The following is a 25026-nucleotide window of genomic DNA, read 5'->3' as shown; positions in this document are numbered from 1 at the left end:
TTTCAAGATTTAAAAGTTTCTACCGCGCTGAATCTTCTTCAGCTCTCGTGTGACTTCTCTAATTACCTGGTTAATGTCTTCATCTGATAAACTACCACCAGAAACATTTATGCCTCCGTTGAAAGCAAACATATTGCTTCCTGCTGGGCTTGTCGTTGGTCCGGGTGGAAGTATTGGATTCATTGTATTTGGAGTACTCAGAGCCCCATTAACCAGATTTTTTAACTCTGCGAGCTGTTGTTTCTCTATATTGAGCTGCTCTCTATCAACTAAAAGCATAGCTTCATTGAGCATAATCATCTCGTTCGCACTGAACTCAGTAATCGCACTGCTTACAGCCACGTTTCGAGTTACACCGGCGCCGGAAGCCGAACCGTTTTCTAAATTTTTCAGGAAATCCAGAAAACCAGAAAAGTCGTCGAATGAAACGTTATCTGGCATTATCGATTCTCTGTTATCCCAAATTGTTTGGATAATGCTTTCACGCTCTTCTTCACTTAGATCCTGACTCGCTAACTGGTCAATCAAATTTTCAAGCGTGGTTCCGCCTACAGACTGGCTTAGATCAAATCCACCTTCTTCAATTTGTGCTTTAAATAATTCAATAGCTTCCTGAGTAGATAGTGCGCCATAAGTAATGGCATCATTGTAACGCTTAATTGCCCCTTCTATAGAATCCCCGTAGTCCCTGAATGAATCCTTGATTAAAGACCAAGACTCTCCAAGTCCTTTTCGCATTAATTGAGCTACAGCTTCACTGTGTGATAACCCTTGATCCCGCAAGTTTTGATAAATCTGCTCAAACTCTCCAAAAATATCCGGGAATAACTCAGCCAACTCCGAAAGCCCAGCTAAAAAATCTTCCGGATTAGCATAACCAAATGGCGCGCCACCTCTATCGCGATCACCGGTAAACAGGCTGTTGAACAATGATTCACCCCGGTTATAGTCCTCTTGGGAAATATTACCTCCAACAACAGGGCCACCAAGGTAAGCTTCGGTATTCTTAACAACAGCTCGTTGAAGCTCTTTGAGTGACAAACGAAGATCCTTCATTTCTTCAATTTGACGAAGCGCTTCTGCATTGTCTCTTTGATTACCCTGGAATAAGCCACTTAGAATGGTCGCCAAACCTCCGGCGACTCCAAGTATGGGTAGCGCCGCGTTTATGCCTGAAAACTCCCCAGCATTTTTAAGGCGTTGAATGTTCTCTAGATTCCTAAGTACATCAATAGCACCGCGAAGTACATTCTTTAGGTTTTCGTCTATCTTCCCAATAGCATCAGCCACGCTTAAGATGCCGGAAACCATATCAGCAATGTCACCAAAGTTTGCCTTAACCTTGCTCCCTCGGTCTTCCACCTCTCCCATGAGGCCAAGCATATCTTCCCACATTTCCTGTTGCTCAGGGCTCAGATCATCCTTTACAAGCTTGTAAATACCTTTGAGCTGCTTACTAAATTTCTGGGTGGCTTCTGAGGTCTTCTCTTGGTACTCACTTTGTGTAATTAAACCGGCCTCATATTCATTGTTAAGCTTGGTTATTTGCTGTGAATAACTTTTGACAGCATTTGAAGCCTGATTATTGAATAAATCAGTTGTTGTGATGAATTTAGAGTTGAAAGACCCTAAGCCTTCAGACGCACTTACAAATCCACTGATAATTTGCCTGGTAAACTCCTGCGTTTTGCCAGTAGCTTCAGTTTGTGTTATGATGTTTTCATTTGCTACAACCTTATTTTCTTTACCAAGGGCATTGAGAGCCTTGTAATTGCCTCGAATGGTAGTTTGCAGGGTTTCCTGTTGCTTACGTGCAGCAATAACATCTTCAAGCGCATCTTTTGATGATACAAGAACGTCCATCTCTTCCTCTTGTGCTTTCCCTAATTCGCGAAAGTTAGATGATCCTTTCCCAATTTCTTCCAGCCGGTTATTAATATTCGCGAGAGCTTGATCAAGTTCTTTCACATTAGCCGTACTAACATCTATTTCTTCCGTGCTTACGATGCTTATGCGGTTTTGACCAGCAACCATTGCACCTTGTGAACGCGCTGCTTCTGCAGCTGTAACCATTCTGCTTTGCACATCAAAGGCAATAGGTACTGTTATGTCTTTAAGTTCTTTCTCAAGCTGGTAGTAGCGCTCAGTAGCGTTTTTAATATCAAGTTCGGCCTGCAGTTGAACAATCAGCTCTTTGTCTGCACCGATTTTTTCAAGGTTGTTAATTAATCGCTGGCTTGGGTCTTCAAATTCTTCCAGCGTTTCGTTGAAAGCAGATAATGCTTTTCCAGCCATTGGCAGAACCGTTTTACCCATCTGGATGAGTGCAGCGTTGACCTTGTTCTTTGTAAGCTCCCAGATATTAGAAAGATTCGTTTCGACCTTTGATAGCGCTTCATCAGTTTCACCGGCAGCGCCTCGCATGTCATCCAGATTCTTAATAAAAGCTCCAGATGCTGATCCGGTGAGGGAAAGAACTCCGTTGAATGCTTCAACGTCCTCAAAGAGCTTGCCAATGGTTTCAGAGTTTCCGTTGGCAGCTTCTGAAACATATTCCAAAAACTCCTGAAGCCCTTTAGCCTCAAGCATGCTTTGATTGAACTCAATGCCGAGGCTTGCGGCTTCTTTCTTAGCCTGTTCCGTTGGCTTAATGATCTTCTGCAGTATACCTCGCAGTGCGGTCATCGCTTCCGTGGTATCTAAGCCTGAAGAGGTTAGAGCCGCCGTTGCAGAAAGTATTTCGCTTAATTCTGTGTTTGTTGCTGCTGCCAGTGGCGCTACTCGTCCGATGGATCCAGAAAGTTCCCCAAAGGTGGTTTTACCGTTTCGAACTGCCACGAAAAATTCATCAGAAACATTTTTGGCCTCGCTAGCTTCAAGGTTCCACGCATTCAAAGCAGTAGTGATACCGTCAGCCGATGTTTTTAAATCCGTGTTTCCTGCAATCGCAGCATCGGAGGCAACAGACAGGACCTCCATCGCTTCGTTGACGTCTGTAATGCCTGCGGATATCGTTTGATAAAGCGCCGGGGTCAACACGGATAGCGGTACCGCTTTAATCCTAGACAGGTTTAGCAACCGGCGCTCAAGGGCTTCAAAATCAACATCGGCCTCGTTAAGTAATGTTTTTACTTGAGCGAAATCATCTTGAAACTGCGATGCCACTTTGCCGGACGCCCGTTGTAAAGCTGCAAATGCTGCCACTGCTATCGTGGCTATCCATTGCTTTGCGGCTTTTCCAATTTTTTGCAAAGATCCAGACATATTCCGGCTGGACTTCTCGGTTTGCTGCTCAGATTTTCTAATAGCCCGGGTGTACTCTTCGGTCTCTCTCTCTAGTACATTGTACTCTCGCTGGAGGGATTCAATAGCCGCTTCATATCTTTTAACGGCCGCTGTAGAGTTAGAAGCGTCCCGAACTCTTTCAAGTGCTTTGATCTCGGCTGCCAGCTTCTGCATCGACTCAGAGGCTTTTTTATAATTCTGCTCCTGCTTGGTGGCATATTTAACCGCAGCACGATCAGCTGCATTTAAATTCTTTAGGTATTTGCTGGTATCTAAAACAATTTCATCTGCTATGGCCATTAGTTTTCCCGTCCTTGTATGTTATTTTTAAGCTTCTCAGCATAAATTTTTTTGTACTTCTTTGACTCGACAAGCACATCGATTGCTTCCGCTATTTTTCCAATGTCATTACTCAAAAACAATGGAGCAAATTCAAGAGGTTTTCCCGATTTGAAATTTTCCATATTTCTCTGAATAGCCTTGTCAAATCGCGTGATTTGTAACTCTCCAGAAGAGGAGGCTTCAAGGAAAAAAAATGTACTTGAAATGTCTTTTGTGTCGTCCATATCTGAATTTCTTAGTTGTTAAAAAAGGGAGGGCGCTCTATATACGCCCTCCCACGATGCCACACACATTACCTGGTACTTCCTACCAGCTCAATGAAAGCCGGTCGACCATTTGCTTCAATAAAACCATCACGCTCTTCTGCGCTCCATTTTAGCGGGTCACCTTCCGGAGTTTGAAAGTCTGGACCCTCAGTTGCCTCCACTTCTTCAATTTCCGTTGATTCGTGATCGAATGGATATTCTTCTTTCCATACATTTGTGCAAGTGTCACATCTGTAAGTGGCTGAGAAATCCCCATTCTTTGGAGTCACTGATAATGGCTCTTGCACGTTATCGCAAAGCTTGCAGAGCATCGAATAATTCTTCTTCGTTTTCATAGTCTTAGTTTTTTTGGTTATAAGTGTGATCCCATTTACCGCGGGATTGCTTAAGATGAGTTCGGGCTTGAGATATGTAGTCTTTCGCCGGGTGGATGTATGGTACACTTGGCATGTTCACTTGGTTTGCGACTACTTCATTAGCAGCAATGTCTTCACATATTTTGAAAGCCCGACCGAGACAGTCTTCCAGTTCTTCCAGTTGATTGTTGATAACTGAGACAGCCTCTTTTGTAAACGAGGTTCCTGACTTGTTTTTGGGCTCAGGCATTGAATAGCCATTACGTGAAAGCTCATCCAGCTCTTTCTTCAATGGCCCCATCTGTGACTTTAAATCATCCACGTCCTGTTCCAGTTGCTCAGTTTCGATTAGCTTTGAATTTGGGTTCGCAAGAGCCTTTGCCAAAGCTTGCTTCTTTTGCTTCCAATCATTGTGAATGGACTCCAACTGATTATTAATCATTTTGAGGTGCTCTTCGTGATTCTGTCTCGCCTTCTTTGAAGCGATTAAATCGCTGTAAGAGTCCAGTTCGGAAATGTTTGTTATTTCGGTATTCATAGTTAGTTATTTTGTGGTTTATAATTATCTAAAGCAGACTCGTCATAACGGGATTGGTAATTTTTGGGCGGGTCGTTTTTGAAGAGTTCATCGACATCTTCTGCGATTCCTTGTGCGTCAGGGGTGTTTCCATGTCCATTATACCTGGAAGAGTGCGCTTGGTCTTCCATTAAGTAATGCATAAAATCACTATGTTTTTGACCCCTCGTTTTGGGCTTGTTCTTCTTCTCGGTATAAGCAGAACGTATCTGGAGGTAGAATTTCCTCGCATGCTTCTCAAAAGACTTTGGGTCATCTACATGTTTCCGGTAGAATAAACACGGCTCAAGCTCCAGTGTAAAAAGGGCCTCAATAAGCTGTTTAATTTCATTTACGTTGTAACCCTCATCAATTAAGTTCTGAAAGTGAGTGGACTGATCATCATTAGGTTTAGTTGGTATCTGAGGATTGGCTTCAGAAAAGCACTCCCAAAAAAATGAAACAAGAGAGAGAGCATCTTCACTGATTTCTAAAACTGGTTTTTCGGAAGAGCTCTCTACTGGGGAGTTATTTGAAGAGTTAACTGAAGAGATAGTGTTAACCTGGTTAACCACCTTACCCCTGTCAGCTTTACCACCTTTGTTCTCAGCTTTACCACCTTCATTATGAGGTTTACCACCTTTACTGCCTACGTGGTTAATCTCGTTAACCACCTTTTCAGGTATAGATGCGGTGTATTCGTGGCGCTTCCAGCCTTGTCCAGAGAAGCCATGAACTGATTTTTCAATCCAACCATCACTTTCAGCCTGATTCAAATATTTGATAACCGATGGCTTTGAAAGTGAGGTACATTCAGATAGTTTTTTAATAGAGGGAAAGCAGCTACCCCCAGCCGAATCCATAAAACAAGAAAGCGTTAGTAGTACATGCCGGTAGGTTGGGTTTTCTGGGGCATAGTGAATAATGTATGACCGCCAGTCCCATACTTTGGGGTTTGGGTTATTCATGCAGCACAACTCCTACTCTCGAAGAGGTTCGGTTGGTTATTCATCCGGCGCCGGCCGTATTTCGGATTCCACTTGTAAAGATGGATCCTTATTCCTGACTTTGGGTTCTTCCGCTTCTCATCAAGTTTCAGAATCGGCGGCTCTCCATTGTCGTCTATCCATGGACCGGACGGTCTGGGGTTGGAGAGATTTGATAAGCTTCTTTTTACTGAGTCCTTATCGAAATTGAAAATCGACTTTACATCCTGGAAGTGATACTTCTCATCTGGATGCTCTCTGAAGAACTGCTTAATCGCTTCTTCCTGTGAGCTGGCTGACTTGATAAGTCGCCGCTTTTCTTCCGGTTTAAATCTGCTTGGTGGGTTAACTGTTCGATTGGTTATCATCCTCTCCTCCTTCTTTGAAGTGCGCCGGGAAAAGGCTAAATTATTAGCCCTCTCCCCTGGTCGTGGCTCTAACCACGGCCTTTTTTATGCAGCTACTTCTTCAGTTTCGGCTTCAGTTTTAGACTCGAGCCAACTTTCTACTTGCTGCTCGCGAAAACCAACACATTGTCCTGTTAGTCTTACCTTTGGAGGGAAATTGGGGTCTGTTTTAGATAGGCGCCAGATTGTTTGCCTGCTTACTGAAAGCCGGTCAGCTAAATCCTGAATGCGAATAATATTTAAGTTGCTCATGTCAATTACACTTTGGTTGTTGTTGTAACTGACAGAAACTAAAAAAGATGGACTGGTAGTCCTCCTAAACGGTTTAGGAAAAGTTTAGGAAATAAAATATCTCTACAATGGTAATGAGTTTTTAAAAGCTGACATCCTTCCCTCCAAGGCTTTACTTCCAACTTTTAGGTCTTTGTATTTAGATTCTACTGCTTCAATCAAACTTTGGTTTGTAACAGTTTTAGGAGACGGGTGATTAACCACAACCTCAAATGCTTTTTTGTAATCCTCTTTATTTGGTGAGTTAGGAATATTCTCATCTATCCAAAGATAAATTTTATCTTCAGTGCTTAATTCTCTTGGTCCGTTTTTAGTAACATCATTTTTTTTGGCCTCATCTATAATAATGCCCTCTAACCTTTCCAAGTGCTCTTTGTGTCGATCAATATATTTTTTTAGTTGAAGTAGAGATTTGAATAAAAGGCGATCATGAAGAAGGTTCTCAGTTGAAACCTCTGTAAATTTCAAGCCCTCAGCTTTTGGTGGTATTGGCTTTAAGACCTGAATGGGTAGTAAATTATCACCATTAATTAACTTAATTTGCTCATCTTGATCACTTGGCCAACCATATGAAATTGGAACTGATTCTTTAAGAGTTTTACTATAATTAGGTGATGGTATACACCTGTTCAAGTAATAATTCCTTGCCAATTTTTGCTCAAATTCAATTTCTTCTTCACTAAGTTCAGTAAAAAATAACCTTTCCCTAGCTTCATCTATTCTTTTGTCATTTTCCATATTACCCAATCTTAAATACTTTGGCTTTCTTGCCTGAAATTATTCGCTCCAGTTCATTGCTCCATTTCTGCAATGCCTCTCGCTTCTCATCCAGATAATCGTAATCAATGTACCTGGAGGTTACAATGTACTCTTTAGCCATGCCCTTATGATTTAGCACTTTCCCAATGTGCATGAAATCGATCTTAAGCCGCTGCATGTTGGTTGCTACAATATGCCGGAGATCATGTAACCGGAAATCATCCAGTTCAGCAACTTCTTCCACCCGATCCATAACCTGTCGGAAATACGAAAGTGGCTGGCCATCCTTCTTAGGGGAATTGAATACATATTCTTTTTCTCCTGTGAGCTCATGCAGATGTTCGAGAACTTCAATGGCTTTATCAGATAGCGGAACCACGTGTACACGATCCCCTTTGGTTTCTTTCTTGGGAATTATCCACAAAGCATTTTCAGTATCAATATCAGCCCATTTCATCCGGGAGGTTTCGCCCAACCGTTGACCGGTAATTAAAAGTAGCTTCAAAAGGCTTTGAGTTGGTTCCCTCTCTTCCTCCATAGCTTGCCAAATATTCCGTATATCTTCGGGATAGTAGTTGGTATCGCGAGTCTCCTCTTCACCAAATTTTGAAAGGCGTTTAAGTGGGTGGTTATCCGTGAACTCTTCCTCAAAGGCAAAGGAATACATCTTGGAGAAAATAGCCTGGATTCGATTAGCGTTATAGGGCTGCTTTTCAGCAATCTTTTTCAGAAAACGTTTCACATCACCACGAGTAACTTCATCAACTGAATACCTGCTAAATTTTTTTCTGATTTTGTTTAATCGTGACTTGTAAGATGATTGAGTGCTCTCTTTGAGTTCACGTTCTATATATTCTTTCTCAAATAAATCTGCCAGTTCTCCGATCGTTTTAGGTGCCTCACGATTTTTGAGGCGCTGCTTATCTCCTTGTGGGTCTTCACCGGCATGGACCTGAACTCTTAATTCATCAGCCCGGCGCCGAGCTTCTGCCAATGAAATAGAGGGGTAGCTGCCGATAGTAAATCGTTTAATCTTACCACCAAATCTATACCTGTAAAAAAACGATTTATAACCGGAAGGGTTTACCCTCAAGGCCAGCCCTGATTTCGAGGTATCAAAGATCTCAATTCGCTTCGGTGACTCTACCGTTTTCACATATGCATCTGTAAGGCTCTTTTCCATAAAAGTTCATCCTATTTGTTACCCCATACGTCGCGTGGGGTAACCCTGGGGTAACAAAATAACGTTATAGTGAGTTACAAGTCGATACTAATAATAACTCTTTAATGATTGATAGGCAAAGATTTACGTTACTAATGCGGATAAACTGAAACGGATAGTTATTTGGACTTTTTGGACTTAAAATCCAATGGATATTAAAATGTCCGTGCCGGTTCGAGTCCGGCCTCAGGTACACTACCGTACAGCCTGTTTCTTTTCAAAAGAAACAGGCTTTTTTTATGCCCGGCAATTTTGGTTTAAACGCTATAGCATCTTCTCTGGAATCCTTCTTTGATTTTGTTCTAGATCTCATTAATGATTCTTATCAAGAATTTAGAATGCACAACCCTATTTCAAGCTACAAATCCTTTATTTGCAATTTTTTATTGTTATAAAATTTCCTTTAATATCAATTCATGTTATTATTAGGTACATATGCTTATAGGCAATGACAAATAACGGAATGTAATGGATAAGAAACAGAACAAGACAGTGATGATCGTAGAAGACGATCTGATCCTGAATCTTCTGTATGAAAGCTACCTTGAGAAATTGGGTTATGACGCTGAAGGTGAGCTTGTATATGGTAAAACCGCTATAGAAGTAGCTCAGAAAATTAAGCCGGATCTTATTCTTATGGATATCTCTCTTGAAGGAGAAATTGATGGAATCACGGCCATGAAAGAAATTCGAAAATTCTCTGATGTGCCCGTTATTTATATAACAGGAAATTCGGATCCGCACCACGTTCAGAGAGCAAAAGAAACAGATTATCTTGATTACCTTGTGAAACCGATTGAATTCAATGACCTCAAGGAGTCCATTGAAAAGAATCAAAGTAAGATTCACAAGTAGTACAACTTCCTGAGCTCGCTCACCACCTTTATACCTGATAACTTACATTGTAGAACCATGAAGACGATTTCTCGTGCTTTCCTGATCAGCACATTAGCCCTGTTAACTGCCTGCTCACCTTCAAAACAGACGACTGAACCCACCTTAGAGACATCGGCGTTTACTTCCCAACGCCCAATCCCATATGAGGTAGAAGAACCCTCTGATTTCCAACAAGCTGTTGAAGACGGTTATCGCTCTTTTGACGGTAACCCGGGACCCAACTATTTTACAAACACCTATTCTTATACCATCAATGCCGAGCTTGTGCCTGCTGATACAATGCTGTTTGGAGAGGCAAGCATTTCATACACCAACAATTCTCCCGACACGCTAAGCTTTATGCTTTTTGAGTTAGCCCAAAACCTCCATAAAGAAGGAGTGCCCCGTAAAGACATTGCCGAAATAACGGGAGGCGTAAACATTACCCGTGTTACCATCGGCGGTGAAAGCGTAGTAGGCAATCAGAGAAGCCGCCCGACTTATATCGTTCAGGGAACTAACTTGATTGTATATCCAAATGAGCGAATTTTTCCGGATCAGGTTATCGACCTTGAGATTGACTGGAATTTCAAAATTCCCCAAGCCGGAGCAAGTGGCCGAATGGGGTACAGCCGAAAGAACCTCTATTTTTTAGCTTATTGGTTCCCGCATGTAGCCACTTATGACGATGTGTATGGATGGTTTGGAGATGACTTTACCGGAAACGCAGAATTTTATCATGATTTTGGAGATTACGACATAAATATCACTGCTCCTGAACAATGGATAGTAATGAGTACCGGAGCTTTTTTAAACCCTGAAGAAGTACTAGCTCCTTCGATTCTCGAACAGTACAATCATTCAACACAATCAGATTCCGTTGTAAATATTGTCTCTATTAATGACTTTAAGAATACTACCAATACCAGTGAATCAGGAAAGCTGACATGGAAATTCCAGGCTGAACAGGTTCGTGATATTGCTTTCAGTGCCACCCTTGAATCTCAGTGGGATGCCCTAAGAACACCCGTTGGTGATATAGACGGAGACGGTAATACCGACTATACTCAGATCAATGCGTTTTGGCGCGAGTCTGCTCCGCTTTGGGAAAAGTCAGCTGAGTACACTGCCCACTCTATTTCTTTTCTATCAGATTACACAGGCATCGAATACCCCTGGCCGCATATGACCTCAGTTGAGGGCGCCGGTATTATTGGTGGCGGCATGGAGTTTCCAATGATGACCGTAATCGGCAGTTATAATATTCCAAATCCCAATATTCCTTTAGAGCAAAAGCAAGAAGCATTGTATAATGTGACCGCTCACGAAATCGCTCATATGTGGATCCCTATGATCGTAAGTAGTAACGAGCGCCGTTACGCATGGATGGATGAAGGAGCAACTACCTATCACGAAGCTCAAGCCCGTTGGGATATATTTCCTGATACTTTTAGTCGCTTGAAAGAATTTAATAGCTACCTCCCCATAGCCGGCAGTTACTTAGAAGGTGAAATCATGCGTTGGTCTGATTACCATTATCCCGGACCGGCTTACGGAGTAGCATCCTATCCTAAACCGGCATCTGTGCTTATTGCTTTGAAGGGTGTGCTAGGCGAAGATGTTTTTACTGAGGCTTGGACAACCTTTATGGATCGATGGGCATATAAACACCCTACCCCTTACGATATGTTTAACACTTTTGAAGACGTCTCCGGAAAAGATCTGGATTGGTTCTGGAGATCTTGGTACTTCGAAACCTGGACACTCGACCAGTCAGTTGCAGGTTTTGAACAATCCGGTAGTGAAGCCACCATTACGATTGAAGATTTTGGCAATGTGGTGATGCCAGTTGATTTAACGATCACTTTTGAAGACGGCAACTCTATGAGTACCAGAGTTGGTGTCGAAGACTGGATGAGAGGTAAAAGGATGACATCTACAACCATCGAAGCTCCCTCAACTATTACAAAAATAGAAATTGATGCCGATCACTATTACCCTGACACAAATCGTCAGAATAATATCTGGATGAAATAAGCATCACCTTTCATATGACTTGAGAGAAAGCCCCAGTATACTTTAGGGGCTTTTTTAATATCCGTTTATTTTTACCAACTTTGAGTTTAAAGATTCAAGTAGAATGCTATATTTCTTTTTGAAATTTAAAACCATTGTACTATGAAAATTCTTCGAAACAGGGCTTTTCGCTGGATTCTTTTGATGTTAGGTCTTTCAGCTATTATTGCGCTTACAGGCATGAATGTGCTTTCTCTTTATGATTTGCGGGATCGCATGGTTGAAAGTGAAGAAGAGCGCCGCATTGACCAGCTAGATGAGATCAACGATACCATCAGAAATCAAATTCTGGAACCACTAAGGGGACTTTACCGGATTCAACTTGAACCTATTGAGAACGCTATTGCTGAGGATGGTCAGTTTCCTGAAAAAATTCAGGAAGTACTAACCAGGTCTTCAAAAAGTCCTTTTTTTGATAGCATTTATTTTACGCCCGAAAATGTTGATCCTTGTGATACCGGAGAAGCAATCTACAAATATGATTCTGCACAAAATGCCATCACCCCAACTAATGATTACCCCGATTTAGTATGTGATGGAGTTGGTCTTACAAGAACAAAAACTAAGATTCAGCTCAACGACTTCAATTACCGGTGGAACAACAACTTTGAGTTTGATACCCACAGGAGCCTGAATGTAGGATTGATCAATCTCTCAGAAAGCAGAATGATTGGTTACCTTACCCTCACTCTGAATGAAGATTATATTGTAAATGAGGTATTTCCCCCATTGCTAACCAGTTACTTTGGCAAAAGCAGTGAATCAGGGATTGTTGTTTGGGTAAGAGATTGGGCCAATAATCGGGTTATTGCTACCAATGATTCCACCGTTACCTACGATCGTGATCTGCGGGATCATAGAATGGGCTTTTCCGGTTCCGGCTTTTTTGATAACTGGTCTTTGAATATTGCATTCCTACAAACTCCCGTTTCAAATGCTTACAATGCTACTCTTGTAAAAAACCTCATTGTATTGGGAGTGGCTGTACTATTTTTAATGGGCGCATTGATTTTCATGTTTGTTACTGCACAGCGGGAACGCCACCTAGCGCAGCGCCAAGCTAGCTTTTTGGCAAATGTAACTCATGAATTGAAAACACCACTGGCTGTTATGCAGGCTGCCGGCGAAAACATCTCGGACGGCAGAGTCACCGAACCCAAAAGACTCAAGCAATATGGGGAACACATTTATAATGAATCCATACGGCTCAGAGGTATGATTGAAAAGCTTCTGGATGTAGCTCGGGTAGATTCTGGTCAGAACATGATTAAAGCTGCGCCTTATCGCATTCACGAACTCATGAACTCCTACTTGAATGAGAACAGGGAGTACATTGAAAACAAAGGCTTTGATGTGAAATTTAAGTCTTCAGCTGAGAAAGCAACGTGTATGATTGATAGCGATAGCTTTGAGACCATCGTTAATAATCTCACAGAAAATGCTGTCAAATATAGCAATGGCGAGAAGTATATCGAGTATCAGATTTCAGAGAATAAAGATGAAGTCTTTTTTAGTATCACCGACCATGGAATCGGCATTCCTAAAAAAGCACAAAAAAATATCTTTAAAAAATTCTACCGTGTAGATGAATCCGACTCATTGAGTAGCAAGATTAAAGGCCATGGATTAGGCCTTAGTATTGTTAAAAATATGGTTGAATTGAATGGTGGTAAAATTGATGTAAAAAGTAGTTTGGGTAAAGGAACAACATTTATTGTAAGATTTCCTAAATTAGCGGAAGACGAAGCTTCCGAAAATAGTTTACAAGGCTCACAGACGGGCACTTCACCAACACAAAAGAATAATAAGCACACAGAATATGTCGGATAAACGCATGAAAGTTCTCGTTGTAGAAGACGAGCCAAGTCTGGTTTTCACTTTACGGGATACACTTGAAAGCGAAGGTTATGATGTCGCCGTTAGCGAAGAGGGTACTCAAGCCATGGAAATGGTCAAAGAGCACAAACCTGACCTTATGATTTTGGATGTTATGCTGCCCGGTAAAAGCGGCTACGACATCCTGGAGGAAATCAGAAATGAAAAATACACCTTCCCTGTAATCATGCTTACGGCTAAAGACCAGGAACCGGATAAGGTGAAAGGCCTTAATCTTGGAGCCGATGATTATCTAACAAAACCGTTTGGTGTAAAAGAGCTCCTTGCCCGAATTGAAGCAAGGCTTCGTCGTGCAGGCACCTATTCTACATCTGGTGAAGTTGATATTTTGCAATTAGGTCCTATCAAAATCGACTTAATGGAGTCAGCGGTAATTAGGCCGGATGGAGAAGAAATAGAACTCACTTCCAGAGAGGTTGAACTCATCCGGTATTTACTTAAAAGCGCAAATGAACCTGTCTCCAGAGATGAACTTTTAGAAAAAGTGTGGAGATATGAATTCAGTACCAATACCCGTACAGTTGATGTTCATATTTCTAAACTACGGGCAAAAATTGAAGTCCACCCTGACGACCCCCGCTACCTGATTACCTTACATGGAGTAGGGTATATGCTTAGAAATGGTTAAGGATAGATCAGATTAACTGATCCATTTCTTTTTGCCGAACTGCTTCAACGAATTTGATGAAGTTATCTATTTGTGATAATAGTAGTTTTTGCTTGAATTCATCTTTCAAACCTGACTCTTCATCAAATTCATCTGTAACTCGGGGAATGAATACGCGTTCAGGAAATTGAAGTGCATTTCGGTAATTGGCTACCATCTGAAATTGTTCTACCGATCTAAGGGCTCCAAATGCTCCGGCAGATTCCCCTATAAACGCCATTGGCATTTTCTCAAACGCTTGCGGAAATGGGAGGTAGTCTACAAATAGCTTTAAAATTCCCGGATAACTTCCATTGTATTCTGGAATCACAAAAATTAATCCATCTGCTTCTACTATTGGTCTTCTAAATTTTTCTACTGCTGGCAGGTCTTTGCCATATGGCCCACCGATCACTTCTTTAAGAGGAAAGTCTGCAAGACTAATAACCCCTGCCTCTACCCCTCTTTCTTTATATAAAGACTGAACATATTTAGAAACTTTAAGTGCATTTGAATTAGGACGGTCGGTACTACTGATTATTTTTAGATCCATTAATCTTTTGTTATCGCAGATTTTGCATTCTTATAAACATACCATTTACTGATGAAAAACATTCCAACCATGCCTTTTCTTAAATACACCTAACTATGTAAGCGCTTTTTCAACAAAACCTATATATAAATAACTTTTTTATATTAATTGCCTAATTTATTTTTGAATTATACTTATAAAGGCATATATTTTCAGGTGTAATGAAGTGATCGCTGAATTACTTCATTACTACTTTTTATTCCGCCTAATATTTTTCAGAGAGTTCGGTTGGTTAGGCTGCGATTTGCTCTCTGATAGTATTAGTGACTCCAACAACAATAGGCGAAGTGCTGACGTGCTTCGCCTATTTTCTTTTAACAAACCTTGCTCTTTTAGTCTTCTTTTTGATTCTTAATCTCTTGCCACTTTTTCCAAAGCAAAGCTTCCCTTCCCTGACTTCCCCCTTTATACCATTTCTTATTTTTCAAAGCATCCGGTAAGTATTGTTGATCCACCCAGTTGTTAGGGTGATTGTGGGGATATTTATAGTCGTCTGAAGCATTTTCGACTCCAAGATGTTTGGCTCCCAATTTATTTGCAGTTTTATCTTTAAGATAGGGCGGGATATCCTTCACTCCTTTTTCACTGATTTCGCGATTTACTTCAAAGATTGCCTTGGTGCTATTACTCTTTGGGCACTGACTGAGATACAAACAGGCATGGGAAAGAAAATACATCCCCTCGGGCATACCACATTTCATAAAAGCTTCCTGGCATGAGTTTACAATGGAAAGAGCGTTTGGTTCTGCAAGTCCAACATCTTCACTGGCAAAGATAAGCAGTCGCCTGAAAATGAAATTAGGATCGTCACCTCCTTCCAGCATTGCATTCATCCAGTACAAAGCCGCATCAGGATCAGAACCTCTCATAGATTTAATAAAGGCAGAGGCATAATGATAGTGCTCGTCTCCAGTACGATCGTATCGCACATTCCTTCTTTGGATACTTTCCTTTGCTACTTCTAGGTTTATCTCAATAACTCCATTTTCATTGGGAGTACTGGATAGTACCGCCACCTCTAAAGCGTTGAGTGCATTTCGGATATCTCCACCGGCCATTTCAGCGAGATGATCAAAGGCAGCGTCTTCTACTTCAATTTCCTTTCCACCCAGCCCGCGTTCTTCATCCTTAAGTGCACGATTAAGCATCAACTTTACTTCATCCATGGTTAAGGGGTGAAGTTCAAAAAGCTGGCATCTCGATAACAGAGGATTCACTAAAGAGTAGAAAGGATTTTCAGTTGTTGCACCCACTAAAGTGATTATTCCTGACTCTAAATGAGGAAGCAAAGCATCCTGCTGGGCTTTATTCCAGCGATGAATCTCATCTACAAACAAAATAGTTTTACGGCCATTGAGTTTACGGAGCTTCTCAGCTTTGTCAACTACATTTCGCAATTCTTTGATTCCATCAAGCACGGCGTTAATAACTTCAAACTGAGCTTTTATCTCTCTGGAAATAACATGGGCAAGCGTGGTCTTTCCTGAACTCGGCGGGCCATAAAAGATGAGTGATCCGATAATCCCACTTTCGATCATCCGCTGGAGCATCTTTCCTTCACCAACCAAATGCTCTTGTCCCGCAAACTCATCCAGCGACTGTGGACGCATCCGTGTAGCTAAGGGCTCGCTATACTGTGGGTTTTCTTTGTTGGATTGAGATCCAGACTTTTTTTCTTGGAAAAGATCCATGTTTTAGGCTTGATGTTTAAGCATGTATAATGTATGTGTTTCTTTATCCTTATGAAAGATGAATATGTACTGTTGCAGGATACATAGAAAATGTAGTTCAAGCTATCCGCTTAGACCTAAATAACGCACAAGCGAGACGCTTGCGCTATTTGTGCCACCAACCGTAGGGGTAATTCATGAATTACCCCTACGGTGTTTTTACAGTAATGATTTCTGATTCCCGAATCTATCCAGGTACTGCTGAAGCTTTACTTTCTTACGCGTTGAATCGCTTGTCATATATCGAAGCTTACCAAAGATAGGCCGTTCTTGCCAGGCACGATCAAATCTACCCAAACACCAGAAAATCCCTGAATAGCTGTTGGGATCACGTCCATCCAGTGCATATTTGTTGTTGAGTTCTATCATGTAGTCTAAAGCGGTTCGGTAATCTGGTGTCCACTCAATGATTTTCTTTCCCCACAACATGCGCAGGTAGTTATGCATTACCCCGGTTTCCCGAAGTTCGGTTTGAGCGGCATTCCAGATTTCATCGTGCGTTTTGGATTGCTCAAATTCTTCCAGAGAATAAATCCACTCCCGCTCATCACTTTCGTGTTTACTGGTCGTTTTCTTTACCCAATCCGGCAGACTTTCAAACTGATCATAATCTGGTCGGTGATGCGCATAATGAAAACCAACTTCACGCCAGGTAATCACTTCATCCAGAAACGACTCGATATTCGGATCCCCATTAAAAAAACCTGAATTCTTTCCTTTATTTGGGGTGATGGAATCTAAGTCCCAATCGTCGGGCTGGTGATCAAAAACTGTTTTCACAATTTCATACTCACTGATTTTCCCAAAATGAAGCCACGGGCTTAATCCACTTGAAGCTTTCGCATCCGGATCATTACGCCGATCATCATAATTAAAAAGGTTGTGTCCTACAAAGTGTCCCAATTTACCCAAGGCTGCTTGACGAGTTCCATCCAGCTCTGCCACTCCCACTTCGTGATCAATAGGGAGTTCAGAAACCGTTTTCTCAATGTCAGCCAGTGCTTCATTCGCCGGCGGATATTTCTTTAGAAATGAATCAGGTAACTCGATCTGCTTTTGATTCTCTAAATCACCTAAAGGATCTTTTTGTGGAGGATGGGTGAAGGCTTCCAGAAAATGCTTTTGCATAATCTTCCGGAATAGATAAGCCGAATATGGATCTTTATCTGTGACTCCGAGAGGAATAATTCCATTTGAGTCAATAGTGGTGTATGGTACCTCGATATTTTTACCTACACTTTCGTTATGAGAACGGATGATGAATACCGGGAATTCATCAGAAACTACAGAAACTGCATTACTAGCTAACTCATAAAAAAGACCTTTTCCAGCTCCTTGCTCGGGCTCCAAATAGCTGAAGTAATTTAGGTTTTTCTCCTTCGCGTATTCCAGATTCTCCTTCATCCCCTGCATCATAAAAGTATGAATTCGATCTGATGCCCAAGGGTAATCGACGTTTAAACCCTCATAGACTAATAATGGTTTTGCATATTTATGCGAAAGTGCAATTGCATATTCAAACGCATAGTTATAATGGAAGCGTCGGTTCACCTGCATCCAGTAAAGAATGTACTCTCCATCGGGGTTTACGTCGTTATCATTGCGCTTAAATTTTCGGAGGCTATTAATGTTCTTCATAGGTGTTTGAAAACCAAATCGAACATAAACTAATTCCTGTATGACATCACTTCGGGACTAAATGGCATCACTTTAATTCTCTTCCCACTGTTTTCTTCTATTTTTTTAGAAACAATGATAATCGAACTATCGGAAGGAGTTCCTTCCACCGAGTATTCAAATTGTAACACACCCAATTCCAGGTCCTCTATACCAAAAGACTCATCAAAGCCATCTTCTAAAATTCCATACTCAGCAACTGCAAAGCCTACCATCTGTAATTCCTGCCTCATTAAATCCTGAACCCTATTTTTATCAGCACTGGCTTTTGTATTCTGAAATACCTGAAAGCTTATGATCAAGACTGGAATACTGGCAAGGGAGATCACACTCAAACTAGCTCCGACAAACCAATACCAAGGCTTAAACTTTGAGGGATCTCCTTTTTCATACTCCTTATAACCTTTATAAAGTAGCCAAGGTCCTACTATCAAAAGTAGTAGCATGCTAAAAAGTACGGATAGAGTTTCGAAACTGACTTCTATTTCATTGGGAACTTCTCCCGCGAATATATCGATCGCTGCAATGGTTTCTAAGCCGAGCAAGATCACTCCAGGATTGGGATTAAAAAGATTTATTGGATTGTAGACCATCCCATTTCCCCAAAAGAAAGAACCGCCAACGCTTCCTAATATTACAATTACCACAACAATCAGCCATTCATTTAGATGCTTAATTCCGGACTTCATACTCAACCCCCTCTTTATTTAGAGTGAATTCCATCTCAAAACGACCGGCTTGTCCGTCATAATTTTCAAACCCGGGCTGTTCCCCTAGTGAGATGTCTGTAACTACAATGATACTCAGTTCATCTGCTTCTTCATCTATTTCATAAAAGAAATTTGTATTGTCATCACGTACTGTATCTTCCTCCAGGTCAAAATTCGATATATAAATACCATTCTCTCCCAACTTTTCCGGGATCAATTCGCGAGCAGTCTTTACTATCGAATCCCGATCCTCCGAGTGATATCGTGCAAATATATGGGTCAAATCTTTTTGCACATCATTCTTAGTAACGCCTTCATCAATTATTTTCCTGATTTCAAGCAGTAGACTTTTTTGGTAATCCTTCCTGCTGTAGTCATGGGTAAATAAGAGCATATTGATAACAATCAGAGTGCATGTAACTCCAATAAATATTCTCTTATAGTTTCTTGAATCTAGTTCGTCACTGGCAAACATGATGAGACTACCCAGAAAAGCGACGACTACACAAAGCAGTAAAAAATAAGCCAGCCAAATATTTCCCATTGAAAGTGGGATCACATAAGCCAACGGAGCTGCTATGACTGCACCCAGTAATACTTTTGTTTCTTTTTCCATAAAACAAGCTTTTTTAGTGTTTTACGGATTATGAGCAAATTCGATTATTAATGCAAATGATTATTCCCGATTCAGAGATTCTATAAACTTCTCCGAGCTTTCCCAGATAGCTTTCTTATCCTCTTCATCCCGCTTATCAAACATATTCACCATAAAATTAGAACGGCCGTTTTTGGAAAAAGTCTCACGCTGTTTATCTATAAAATTCCAGTAGAGATAGTTAAAGGGACAAGCATCTTCCCCGGTTTTCTTGCTGATTTTATATTCGCAGTGCTTGCAGTAATCACTCATCTTGTTGATGTAATTCCCACTGCTTATATAGGGCTTGGAAGCCAGCACGCCACCATCAGCAAAGGTTGACATCCCCAATACATTTGGAAGAACCACCCATTCATAGGCATCTACATATGCAAGATGAAACCATCGGTTTAATTCTCGGGGATCTGTTTCAGTGAGGTTACTGAAATTGCTCAAAACCATAAGCCTGGGTATATGATGAGAATATCCCTCCTTAATTACCGGCTTCAAGCATTCACTCATACAGTTCATTTTCGTTTCTCCCGACCAGTACATCTCCGGAAGTTTATTGGTGAAATTAAAGTGATTTGCCTCGCGGACTTCAGGCATCATAGCCTCGTAATAAACCCTTACATATTCTCTCCAGCCAATTACCTGGCGAATAAATCCTTCCACCGAATTTAATCGAGCCTCTCCATTTCGATAAGCCTCCTCGGCTTTATCACAAACTTCTTTGGGAAGAATGAGTCCGTTATTCATGTATAAAGATAAGTGTGAGTGAAACAGGTCATATTTACCCTGCGCCATGGCATCTTCATAAGGACCAAATTCATCTAGGCGCTCATCTATAAATTCATTCAGTCTGTATAGAGCTTGCCTCCTTGTAACAGCATAGGTGAAGCCCTCACTTTCCCCAAAATGATCCGGAAACCAATCCTCCACCATATCAATCACTTCCTGCGTTATTTCATCAACCTCCGTTTCAGCTATTTCAGGAACCGGGTGATCTTTAGGAAGTTTCTCTCGGTTATCCTCATCATAATTCCATTCGCCCCCTTCCGGCTGATCACCATTCATTAAGTAACCGGTCTTTCGGCGCATGTCCCGATAAAAATATTCCATCAGCCAGCCATCGGCTACTTTCTCTTTATACTCATCGGCATCCGCCAGAAAGAAATTGTTTGGGATTTCCTTAACTCGGTTTTCATATTGCCTTTTCACCTTACCAACCCGTTCCCGTGAATCCCACTCAGAAGGTGTCATGTACGTAAGAGCCAATTCTTCATGTTTGGACAGAATTTCACTCAACCTATCGTCATAATGTTTTCGGGTTGAATGATAAAGTACCGGAAACCCGGCTTCCATACACTCAAGAGCAAAGTGGCGCATACTGCTGAGCAGATAAATCAGTTTCTTTTTATGATATGGAAGTGCCTTCCCTTTCTCTGCTGCTTCGATGAAAATCAGCAACGGCTTCTCTTCCCGAATCCAGCTGGGCCAGGCATCCAGGTTTAACTGATCATGCAAAACAAACACTGCCTTGTCATGATCCTTTAAGTTCACTGGTTTTATTTCTGAATCGATATGTGATAAGTATTGTCTGCTCATGCATATGAAATTGCAGGAATCTCAAAGAACGTTCCTTAATTCGAATTTTAAATCACTTTAACTATACTGTCATCAAAATAAATTCTTGAACTTTAACTTAATACTATTATATTAGTATTAACTAATTCAGACTTACGCATATGAGAAAATCATTGACACCCCTTGGAGAATCGGAAATGGAAATCCTACACCACGTGTGGGGAATGGGGGAAGCAACAGTAGCACAGGTTCAGGAGGAAATCCTGAAAACCCGGAAAGTAGCCTATACTACTGTCATGACAATCATGAAGAATTTAAATGACAAAGGATATTTAAAATATCGCAAAGACGGTGTGACTTATGTTTACAGCGCACGCAAAAAACCCCAGGATGTACAATCCAGCCTTGTCTCCGGAATGATTGACAAAGTATTTAAGGGATCAACATCAGCATTGGTACAAACGCTGGTTAAGGGAGAGAATTTAAGCGAAGGCGAACTCAAAGAACTTCGCGATATGATTGACGACATGGAGGAAAAGTAATGTACGAACTCGTTGAACTCATCAAGAACATTGGAAATATAAGCCTGGATACCTTTTGGTTCCCCATATTAATATGGACGGTATGCTGTACTCTTACATTTGTGTTCCTTAAAACAAGAGAGAAGCTAAATCCTCTTTTTCATTACCATCTTAGAACAGCTGCTTTGTTGTCTTTGCCTTTTGGAATTGGGATTGCCGCCTTGATGAGTAAAATTCCAGAATGGTTTGCTTCTTCGAACCTTGAAACTGCTTTTTTTGTGGTTCAGAATCCTATTGAGATAGTACCTTCTTCAGACCCAGCTTCTGCTGCACTTCTAATTAATTGGCAAGAACCCTCTTTTTTTATTGGCATGATAACTTTAATCGTGTCACTTGTTTCAGTAGTGATGCTTGGTCGACTCCTCAGCAATTATGTAGCGTTGAAGTCTCTTTACAGGAACTTAAACCTTTCAGAATTGCAATCTGTTGATGGTAGAGAAGAAGAATTTCCTAAAAAGTCTTCTATTAAACTCGCTTTTCATGATCATCCGTTGGTTCCATTCACTTTTGGATGGAAGCAACCGGTGATTGTCCTTCCAAAATTACTCCAACATGAACCGGAAAAACTGGACATGGCCCTGCAGCACGAACTCACCCATATTAAGCGTGGTGACTACCTGTTGCAGTTGGCACTGTCCATGATCGAATCTCTGTTTTGGTTTCACCCGTTAATCCGATACGGCAACCAAGAGATCGATACCTATCGCGAAATAAGTTGCGATCAGGAAGTCCTTTCCAAATCCGATTTCTCCATAAAGTCTTATGCCAATCTCTTGTATGAATTAGTGCCACTCAATACCGGTGTTGGGAAACTCTCGGTGAGTATGGCAGTTAAAAATTCAACACTTAAAAAACGTATCAAGACCATGAAATATCACAAATTACATAAAGCCTCATTCAGGCAAAGCATCTTCTTTTTATTCCTGATGATTTTAGGAATTACCCTTCCAATTGCCTGCTCTGATTTACGAGGTCCACAGGGATTAAGTGAAGAGGAACTTATTAATACAAAACTTGATATTGGAGAATCAACGCTATCTGTTAACAGACAAGAAATTTTTACTTATTCTAAGCATAGTAAAGCCTCACCTCTTAGTAGTGGCTTTGCCTTGTCTGCAAAGGACTATGGAACCATTGTATTCTCTGGCATTCAATTTGATGGAGCCACCAAAACTGGTTCTCTATCCGATAACACTATTAGTTTTAAGACCAATGAACTTCAATTTAGGATTATTAAGTCTTCGGGTAGCTTCATTGATGGAAATGCTCAATTGTGGGTTAGACACCTTCCCAAAAAAGTACCATCAACTTGGAATTCTTCTATCATTCCGTACTCAAAACTTAAGAACATTGATTTCTCAGAATGGCCTTTTAGGGATACTGGACCCTTAAGTTCTAGTTCTGATGAAGATTACTTCGTAGTTGTTGAGGAAATGCCTAAACTGAAAGGCGGAATGGCTGGACTTCAAGCCAAAGTCGAATATCCTCAAATGGCTAGAAGAGCTGGCATTGAAGGTCGCGTTACCGTTCAGTTTATAGTAAATGAGCAAGGTAATGTTGAAAATGCAAAGGTCGTTAGAGGTATTGGCGGCGGAGCTGATGAAGAAGCATTACGAGTAGTAAGACAGGCTCAGTTTACACCCGGTATGCAACGTGGCCGTACTGTTAGAGTTCAATATGCCTTATCTATAAACTTCAGACTGGAAAACTCAGATTTCACAACATCTACTCCTGAAACTGAGGTTGAAAAAAGCCAAGGTTCTGGATTATAAATTCACTTTACATTTACCTCAGATAGCGGAGTTTACAGCTCCGCTTTTTTTATTTGAACTTTTTTGAAACTTCTTTTTTTATGTGGCGTAGTACTGTGTTAGATTATAATCAAACTAACTATATCAACATGCCAGCTAAACTAAGAAAATCAAGAACAGACAAAATGCTTGCCGGCGTCTGTGGCGGCTTTGCTGAGTACCTTGGATGGGACGCTACTCTAGTTCGTATTATTTTTGCCCTGATTCTCGTATCCAGTTTTGGAACAGCTGTACTCGCCTACTTCATCTTGGCCATTGTAATGCCGGATTAAAACCTATCTTATACGAATCTATTCCTCCCTTTAAACTCGATTGTTGTAAAATTCCTGTTGCATTAGCATCTTGAGCTCCAACAAACATGGAATGCTTATGAAAGTTGGAATTGTTGGAGATGCCAAGCGTGCTGTTGCATGGGAGAAACACCTTCGCCCACATCGTATTGTAAAGGAAGTGGAACTTTGTGCACATATAAACGAAGTTGGAAAGGTTGACGCATGTCTTCTTATTGACGACACAGATCAAAATCTAGATCTGCTTTTGGAGGGCATTCATCAAGGTTTCAACTGTTTTTTAATATCCCGCCCACCAACCAACACTCAGAAACTCGAAAAAATATATCGGGCAACTAAGGAGGCCGGAGTTCATATTCAGTTTTCGCACTGGCCCACTCTTGCACCTGCTACACAATGGATGATGGATCGCATGTCTCGCCCCTCTTTTCTAAGTATCACCCGTGAAGTTAATTATACTCAGTTCTTAAATAAGCAGGAAGAGTTTCAGCAATTTTGGGTGGATGAATTAGGTCTTTGCATGAAGTGGGTGGATAGTGGCATTCATCATGTTGAAGCAAAAGAAGTTTCTATTGAAGGTAAACACGTTGTTGGAAGTCACATATTTATACGCTTTGATAATGGGACAACCTCAGATATTAGAATTTATACCGGTGCTGCCGATAATACCCACCAGCGAATTGCCTCATCAAAACAAGAAGTACTAGAATGTAATGTTCCTTCACAGTCAATTAGGGTAGGGCGCCTAAATTCAGGAGGAAATCTTTACTTTGAAAAACAAACCTTTGATCCTGCAAAGTCAGCTGAAAAGGCAGCTTTAATTTTCCTGAAGGCCATACAGATGAATCAAGAGCCCCCCTACAACAGTTACGATGCCTATCAACTTTCTCTTCAGATAGAAAAGATACAAAAACGCCTCTCACAGTTTAATTAAGGGCTATGTTAACTTAATGTTAACTTTCCGTTAACATACCATTTACTTTAAGTTAACAATTCCTTAACATTGGAGTAGACAAAACAGAGAGGTTTCTATGAAATTTAAGACCATAAGCATACTACTTTTAGCCTTGTTATTCACAACAGGCCTTAACGCACAACAGACTATCACTAACGAAGAGCACAAGAAAGTTGTAACTAACATTGATGGAAATCTTTTTAGTGTGAAGTTTCTGGAAACAGATGGAACTGTAGCACAGGAAGGCCAATACTGGGAAGAAGACAACCTTCTTAAACCACATGGCACTTGGACACTTTATTCAGCCGGAGAAGTAGTAACAACTTCTACTTTTAATAAAGGAGAAAGACTTTCAGTAGAAACCATCGTTAATGGAAAAGTTATTAAAGCTGATAAACAAGCTTTAACGATTAAAAAATTAGAACAAGAGATTAATCAACTCGAAAAGAGGTTAGCTGATTTAAAAAAGAACTAAACAGCTGATAATACAATACC

General features: G+C 40.9%; 24 protein-coding genes. 9 read left to right on the top strand and 15 right to left on the bottom strand.

Annotation, left to right across the window (positions count from 1 at the left end):
• Window positions 1-9: 9 nt before the first annotated feature.
• From CL667_14960 to CL667_14920, 9 genes are all read right to left on the bottom strand, one after another.
• Window positions 10-3585: a phage tail tape measure protein gene (locus CL667_14960; GenBank protein ID MAL18996.1), complete on the bottom strand. Its 3576-nt coding sequence runs from the start codon at window positions 3583-3585 to the stop codon at window positions 10-12.
• Window positions 3585-3851 (bottom strand): hypothetical protein, encoded by a 267-nt coding sequence (locus CL667_14955; GenBank protein ID MAL18995.1) that lies wholly within the window; start codon window positions 3849-3851, stop codon window positions 3585-3587. Before CL667_14955 ends, CL667_14960 begins: the two co-directional genes overlap by 1 nt.
• A gap of 68 nt (window positions 3852-3919) precedes the next feature.
• Complete coding sequence (locus CL667_14950) at window positions 3920-4228, bottom strand: hypothetical protein (protein MAL18994.1); 309 nt, start codon at window positions 4226-4228, stop codon at window positions 3920-3922.
• A gap of 4 nt (window positions 4229-4232) precedes the next feature.
• Entirely contained in the window at window positions 4233-4787 is a 555-nt protein-coding gene (locus CL667_14945) for a hypothetical protein (GenBank protein ID MAL18993.1), read from the bottom strand.
• A gap of 2 nt (window positions 4788-4789) precedes the next feature.
• Entirely contained in the window at window positions 4790-5773 is a 984-nt protein-coding gene (locus CL667_14940) for a hypothetical protein (GenBank protein MAL18992.1), read from the bottom strand.
• Window positions 5770-6159: a hypothetical protein gene (locus tag CL667_14935; GenBank protein MAL18991.1), complete on the bottom strand. Its 390-nt coding sequence runs from the start codon at window positions 6157-6159 to the stop codon at window positions 5770-5772. The genes CL667_14940 and CL667_14935 overlap by 4 nt, the downstream gene beginning before the upstream one ends.
• Window positions 6160-6243: 84 nt before the next feature.
• Window positions 6244-6450 (bottom strand): hypothetical protein, encoded by a 207-nt coding sequence (locus CL667_14930; GenBank protein ID MAL18990.1) that lies wholly within the window; start codon window positions 6448-6450, stop codon window positions 6244-6246.
• A 102-nt stretch (window positions 6451-6552) separates the two neighbouring features.
• Window positions 6553-7227 carry a hypothetical protein gene (locus tag CL667_14925; protein MAL18989.1) on the bottom strand — a complete coding sequence of 225 codons (675 nt, stop codon included), beginning with the start codon at window positions 7225-7227 and terminating at the stop codon, window positions 6553-6555.
• Window position 7228: 1 nt separating this feature from the next.
• On the bottom strand, window positions 7229-8431 hold the full coding sequence (locus tag CL667_14920; protein MAL18988.1) for a hypothetical protein: 1203 nt from the start codon (window positions 8429-8431) through the stop codon (window positions 7229-7231).
• A gap of 534 nt (window positions 8432-8965) precedes the next feature.
• Here CL667_14920 and CL667_14915 point away from each other — a divergent pair.
• The 4 genes from CL667_14915 (at window position 8966) to CL667_14900 (ending at window position 13946) form a co-directional block, all read left to right on the top strand.
• On the top strand, window positions 8966-9325 hold the full coding sequence (locus CL667_14915) for a response regulator (protein MAL18987.1): 360 nt from the start codon (window positions 8966-8968) through the stop codon (window positions 9323-9325).
• A gap of 57 nt (window positions 9326-9382) precedes the next feature.
• Window positions 9383-11383, top strand: a complete 2001-nt coding sequence (locus CL667_14910) for a peptidase (GenBank protein ID MAL18986.1) — start codon at window positions 9383-9385, stop codon at window positions 11381-11383.
• A 141-nt stretch (window positions 11384-11524) separates the two neighbouring features.
• On the top strand, window positions 11525-13252 hold the full coding sequence (locus CL667_14905; protein MAL18985.1) for a two-component sensor histidine kinase: 1728 nt from the start codon (window positions 11525-11527) through the stop codon (window positions 13250-13252).
• On the top strand, window positions 13242-13946 hold the full coding sequence (locus CL667_14900) for a DNA-binding response regulator (protein MAL18984.1): 705 nt from the start codon (window positions 13242-13244) through the stop codon (window positions 13944-13946). The genes CL667_14905 and CL667_14900 overlap by 11 nt, the downstream gene beginning before the upstream one ends.
• 7 nt (window positions 13947-13953) lie before the next feature.
• Here CL667_14900 and CL667_14895 read toward each other — a convergent pair whose 3' ends face one another.
• The 6 genes from CL667_14895 to CL667_14870 form a co-directional block, all read right to left on the bottom strand.
• The gene (locus CL667_14895) at window positions 13954-14517 is read right to left on the bottom strand and encodes an NADPH-dependent oxidoreductase (GenBank protein ID MAL18983.1); all 564 of its coding nucleotides are present in this window, start codon (window positions 14515-14517) and stop codon (window positions 13954-13956) included.
• Between the two features lie 371 nt (window positions 14518-14888).
• Window positions 14889-16247 (bottom strand): AAA family ATPase, encoded by a 1359-nt coding sequence (locus CL667_14890; GenBank protein MAL18982.1) that lies wholly within the window; start codon window positions 16245-16247, stop codon window positions 14889-14891.
• Between the two features lie 198 nt (window positions 16248-16445).
• Window positions 16446-17924, bottom strand: coding sequence for a hypothetical protein (locus tag CL667_14885; protein ID MAL18981.1), 1479 nt, complete (start codon window positions 17922-17924; stop codon window positions 16446-16448).
• A 29-nt stretch (window positions 17925-17953) separates the two neighbouring features.
• Window positions 17954-18652 (bottom strand): hypothetical protein, encoded by a 699-nt coding sequence (locus tag CL667_14880; GenBank protein ID MAL18980.1) that lies wholly within the window; start codon window positions 18650-18652, stop codon window positions 17954-17956.
• Window positions 18636-19289, bottom strand: a complete 654-nt coding sequence (locus CL667_14875; GenBank protein ID MAL18979.1) for a hypothetical protein — start codon at window positions 19287-19289, stop codon at window positions 18636-18638. Before CL667_14875 ends, CL667_14880 begins: the two co-directional genes overlap by 17 nt.
• A gap of 60 nt (window positions 19290-19349) precedes the next feature.
• Window positions 19350-20915 carry a cryptochrome/photolyase family protein gene (locus CL667_14870; protein ID MAL18978.1) on the bottom strand — a complete coding sequence of 522 codons (1566 nt, stop codon included), beginning with the start codon at window positions 20913-20915 and terminating at the stop codon, window positions 19350-19352.
• A 140-nt stretch (window positions 20916-21055) separates the two neighbouring features.
• On the opposite strand from CL667_14870, the gene CL667_14865 reads away from it, so the two are divergent.
• From CL667_14865 to CL667_14845, 5 genes are all read left to right on the top strand, one after another.
• Window positions 21056-21436, top strand: a complete 381-nt coding sequence (locus CL667_14865; protein MAL18977.1) for a BlaI family transcriptional regulator — start codon at window positions 21056-21058, stop codon at window positions 21434-21436.
• Window positions 21436-23247: a hypothetical protein gene (locus CL667_14860; GenBank protein MAL18976.1), complete on the top strand. Its 1812-nt coding sequence runs from the start codon at window positions 21436-21438 to the stop codon at window positions 23245-23247. Before CL667_14865 ends, CL667_14860 begins: the two co-directional genes overlap by 1 nt.
• A 128-nt stretch (window positions 23248-23375) precedes the next feature.
• On the top strand, window positions 23376-23558 hold the full coding sequence (locus CL667_14855) for a PspC domain-containing protein (GenBank protein ID MAL18975.1): 183 nt from the start codon (window positions 23376-23378) through the stop codon (window positions 23556-23558).
• A 97-nt stretch (window positions 23559-23655) separates the two neighbouring features.
• Window positions 23656-24510: a hypothetical protein gene (locus CL667_14850; protein MAL18974.1), complete on the top strand. Its 855-nt coding sequence runs from the start codon at window positions 23656-23658 to the stop codon at window positions 24508-24510.
• 97 nt (window positions 24511-24607) lie between these two features.
• Complete coding sequence (locus tag CL667_14845) at window positions 24608-25006, top strand: hypothetical protein (GenBank protein MAL18973.1); 399 nt, start codon at window positions 24608-24610, stop codon at window positions 25004-25006.
• Window positions 25007-25026: the final 20 nt, after the last annotated feature.

The sequence above is a fragment of the Balneola sp. genome (assembly GCA_002694685.1).
Lineage (GTDB): Bacteria > Bacteroidota > Rhodothermia > Balneolales > Balneolaceae > Gracilimonas.
This window is presented reverse-complemented; position numbering and strand designations above follow the sequence as displayed.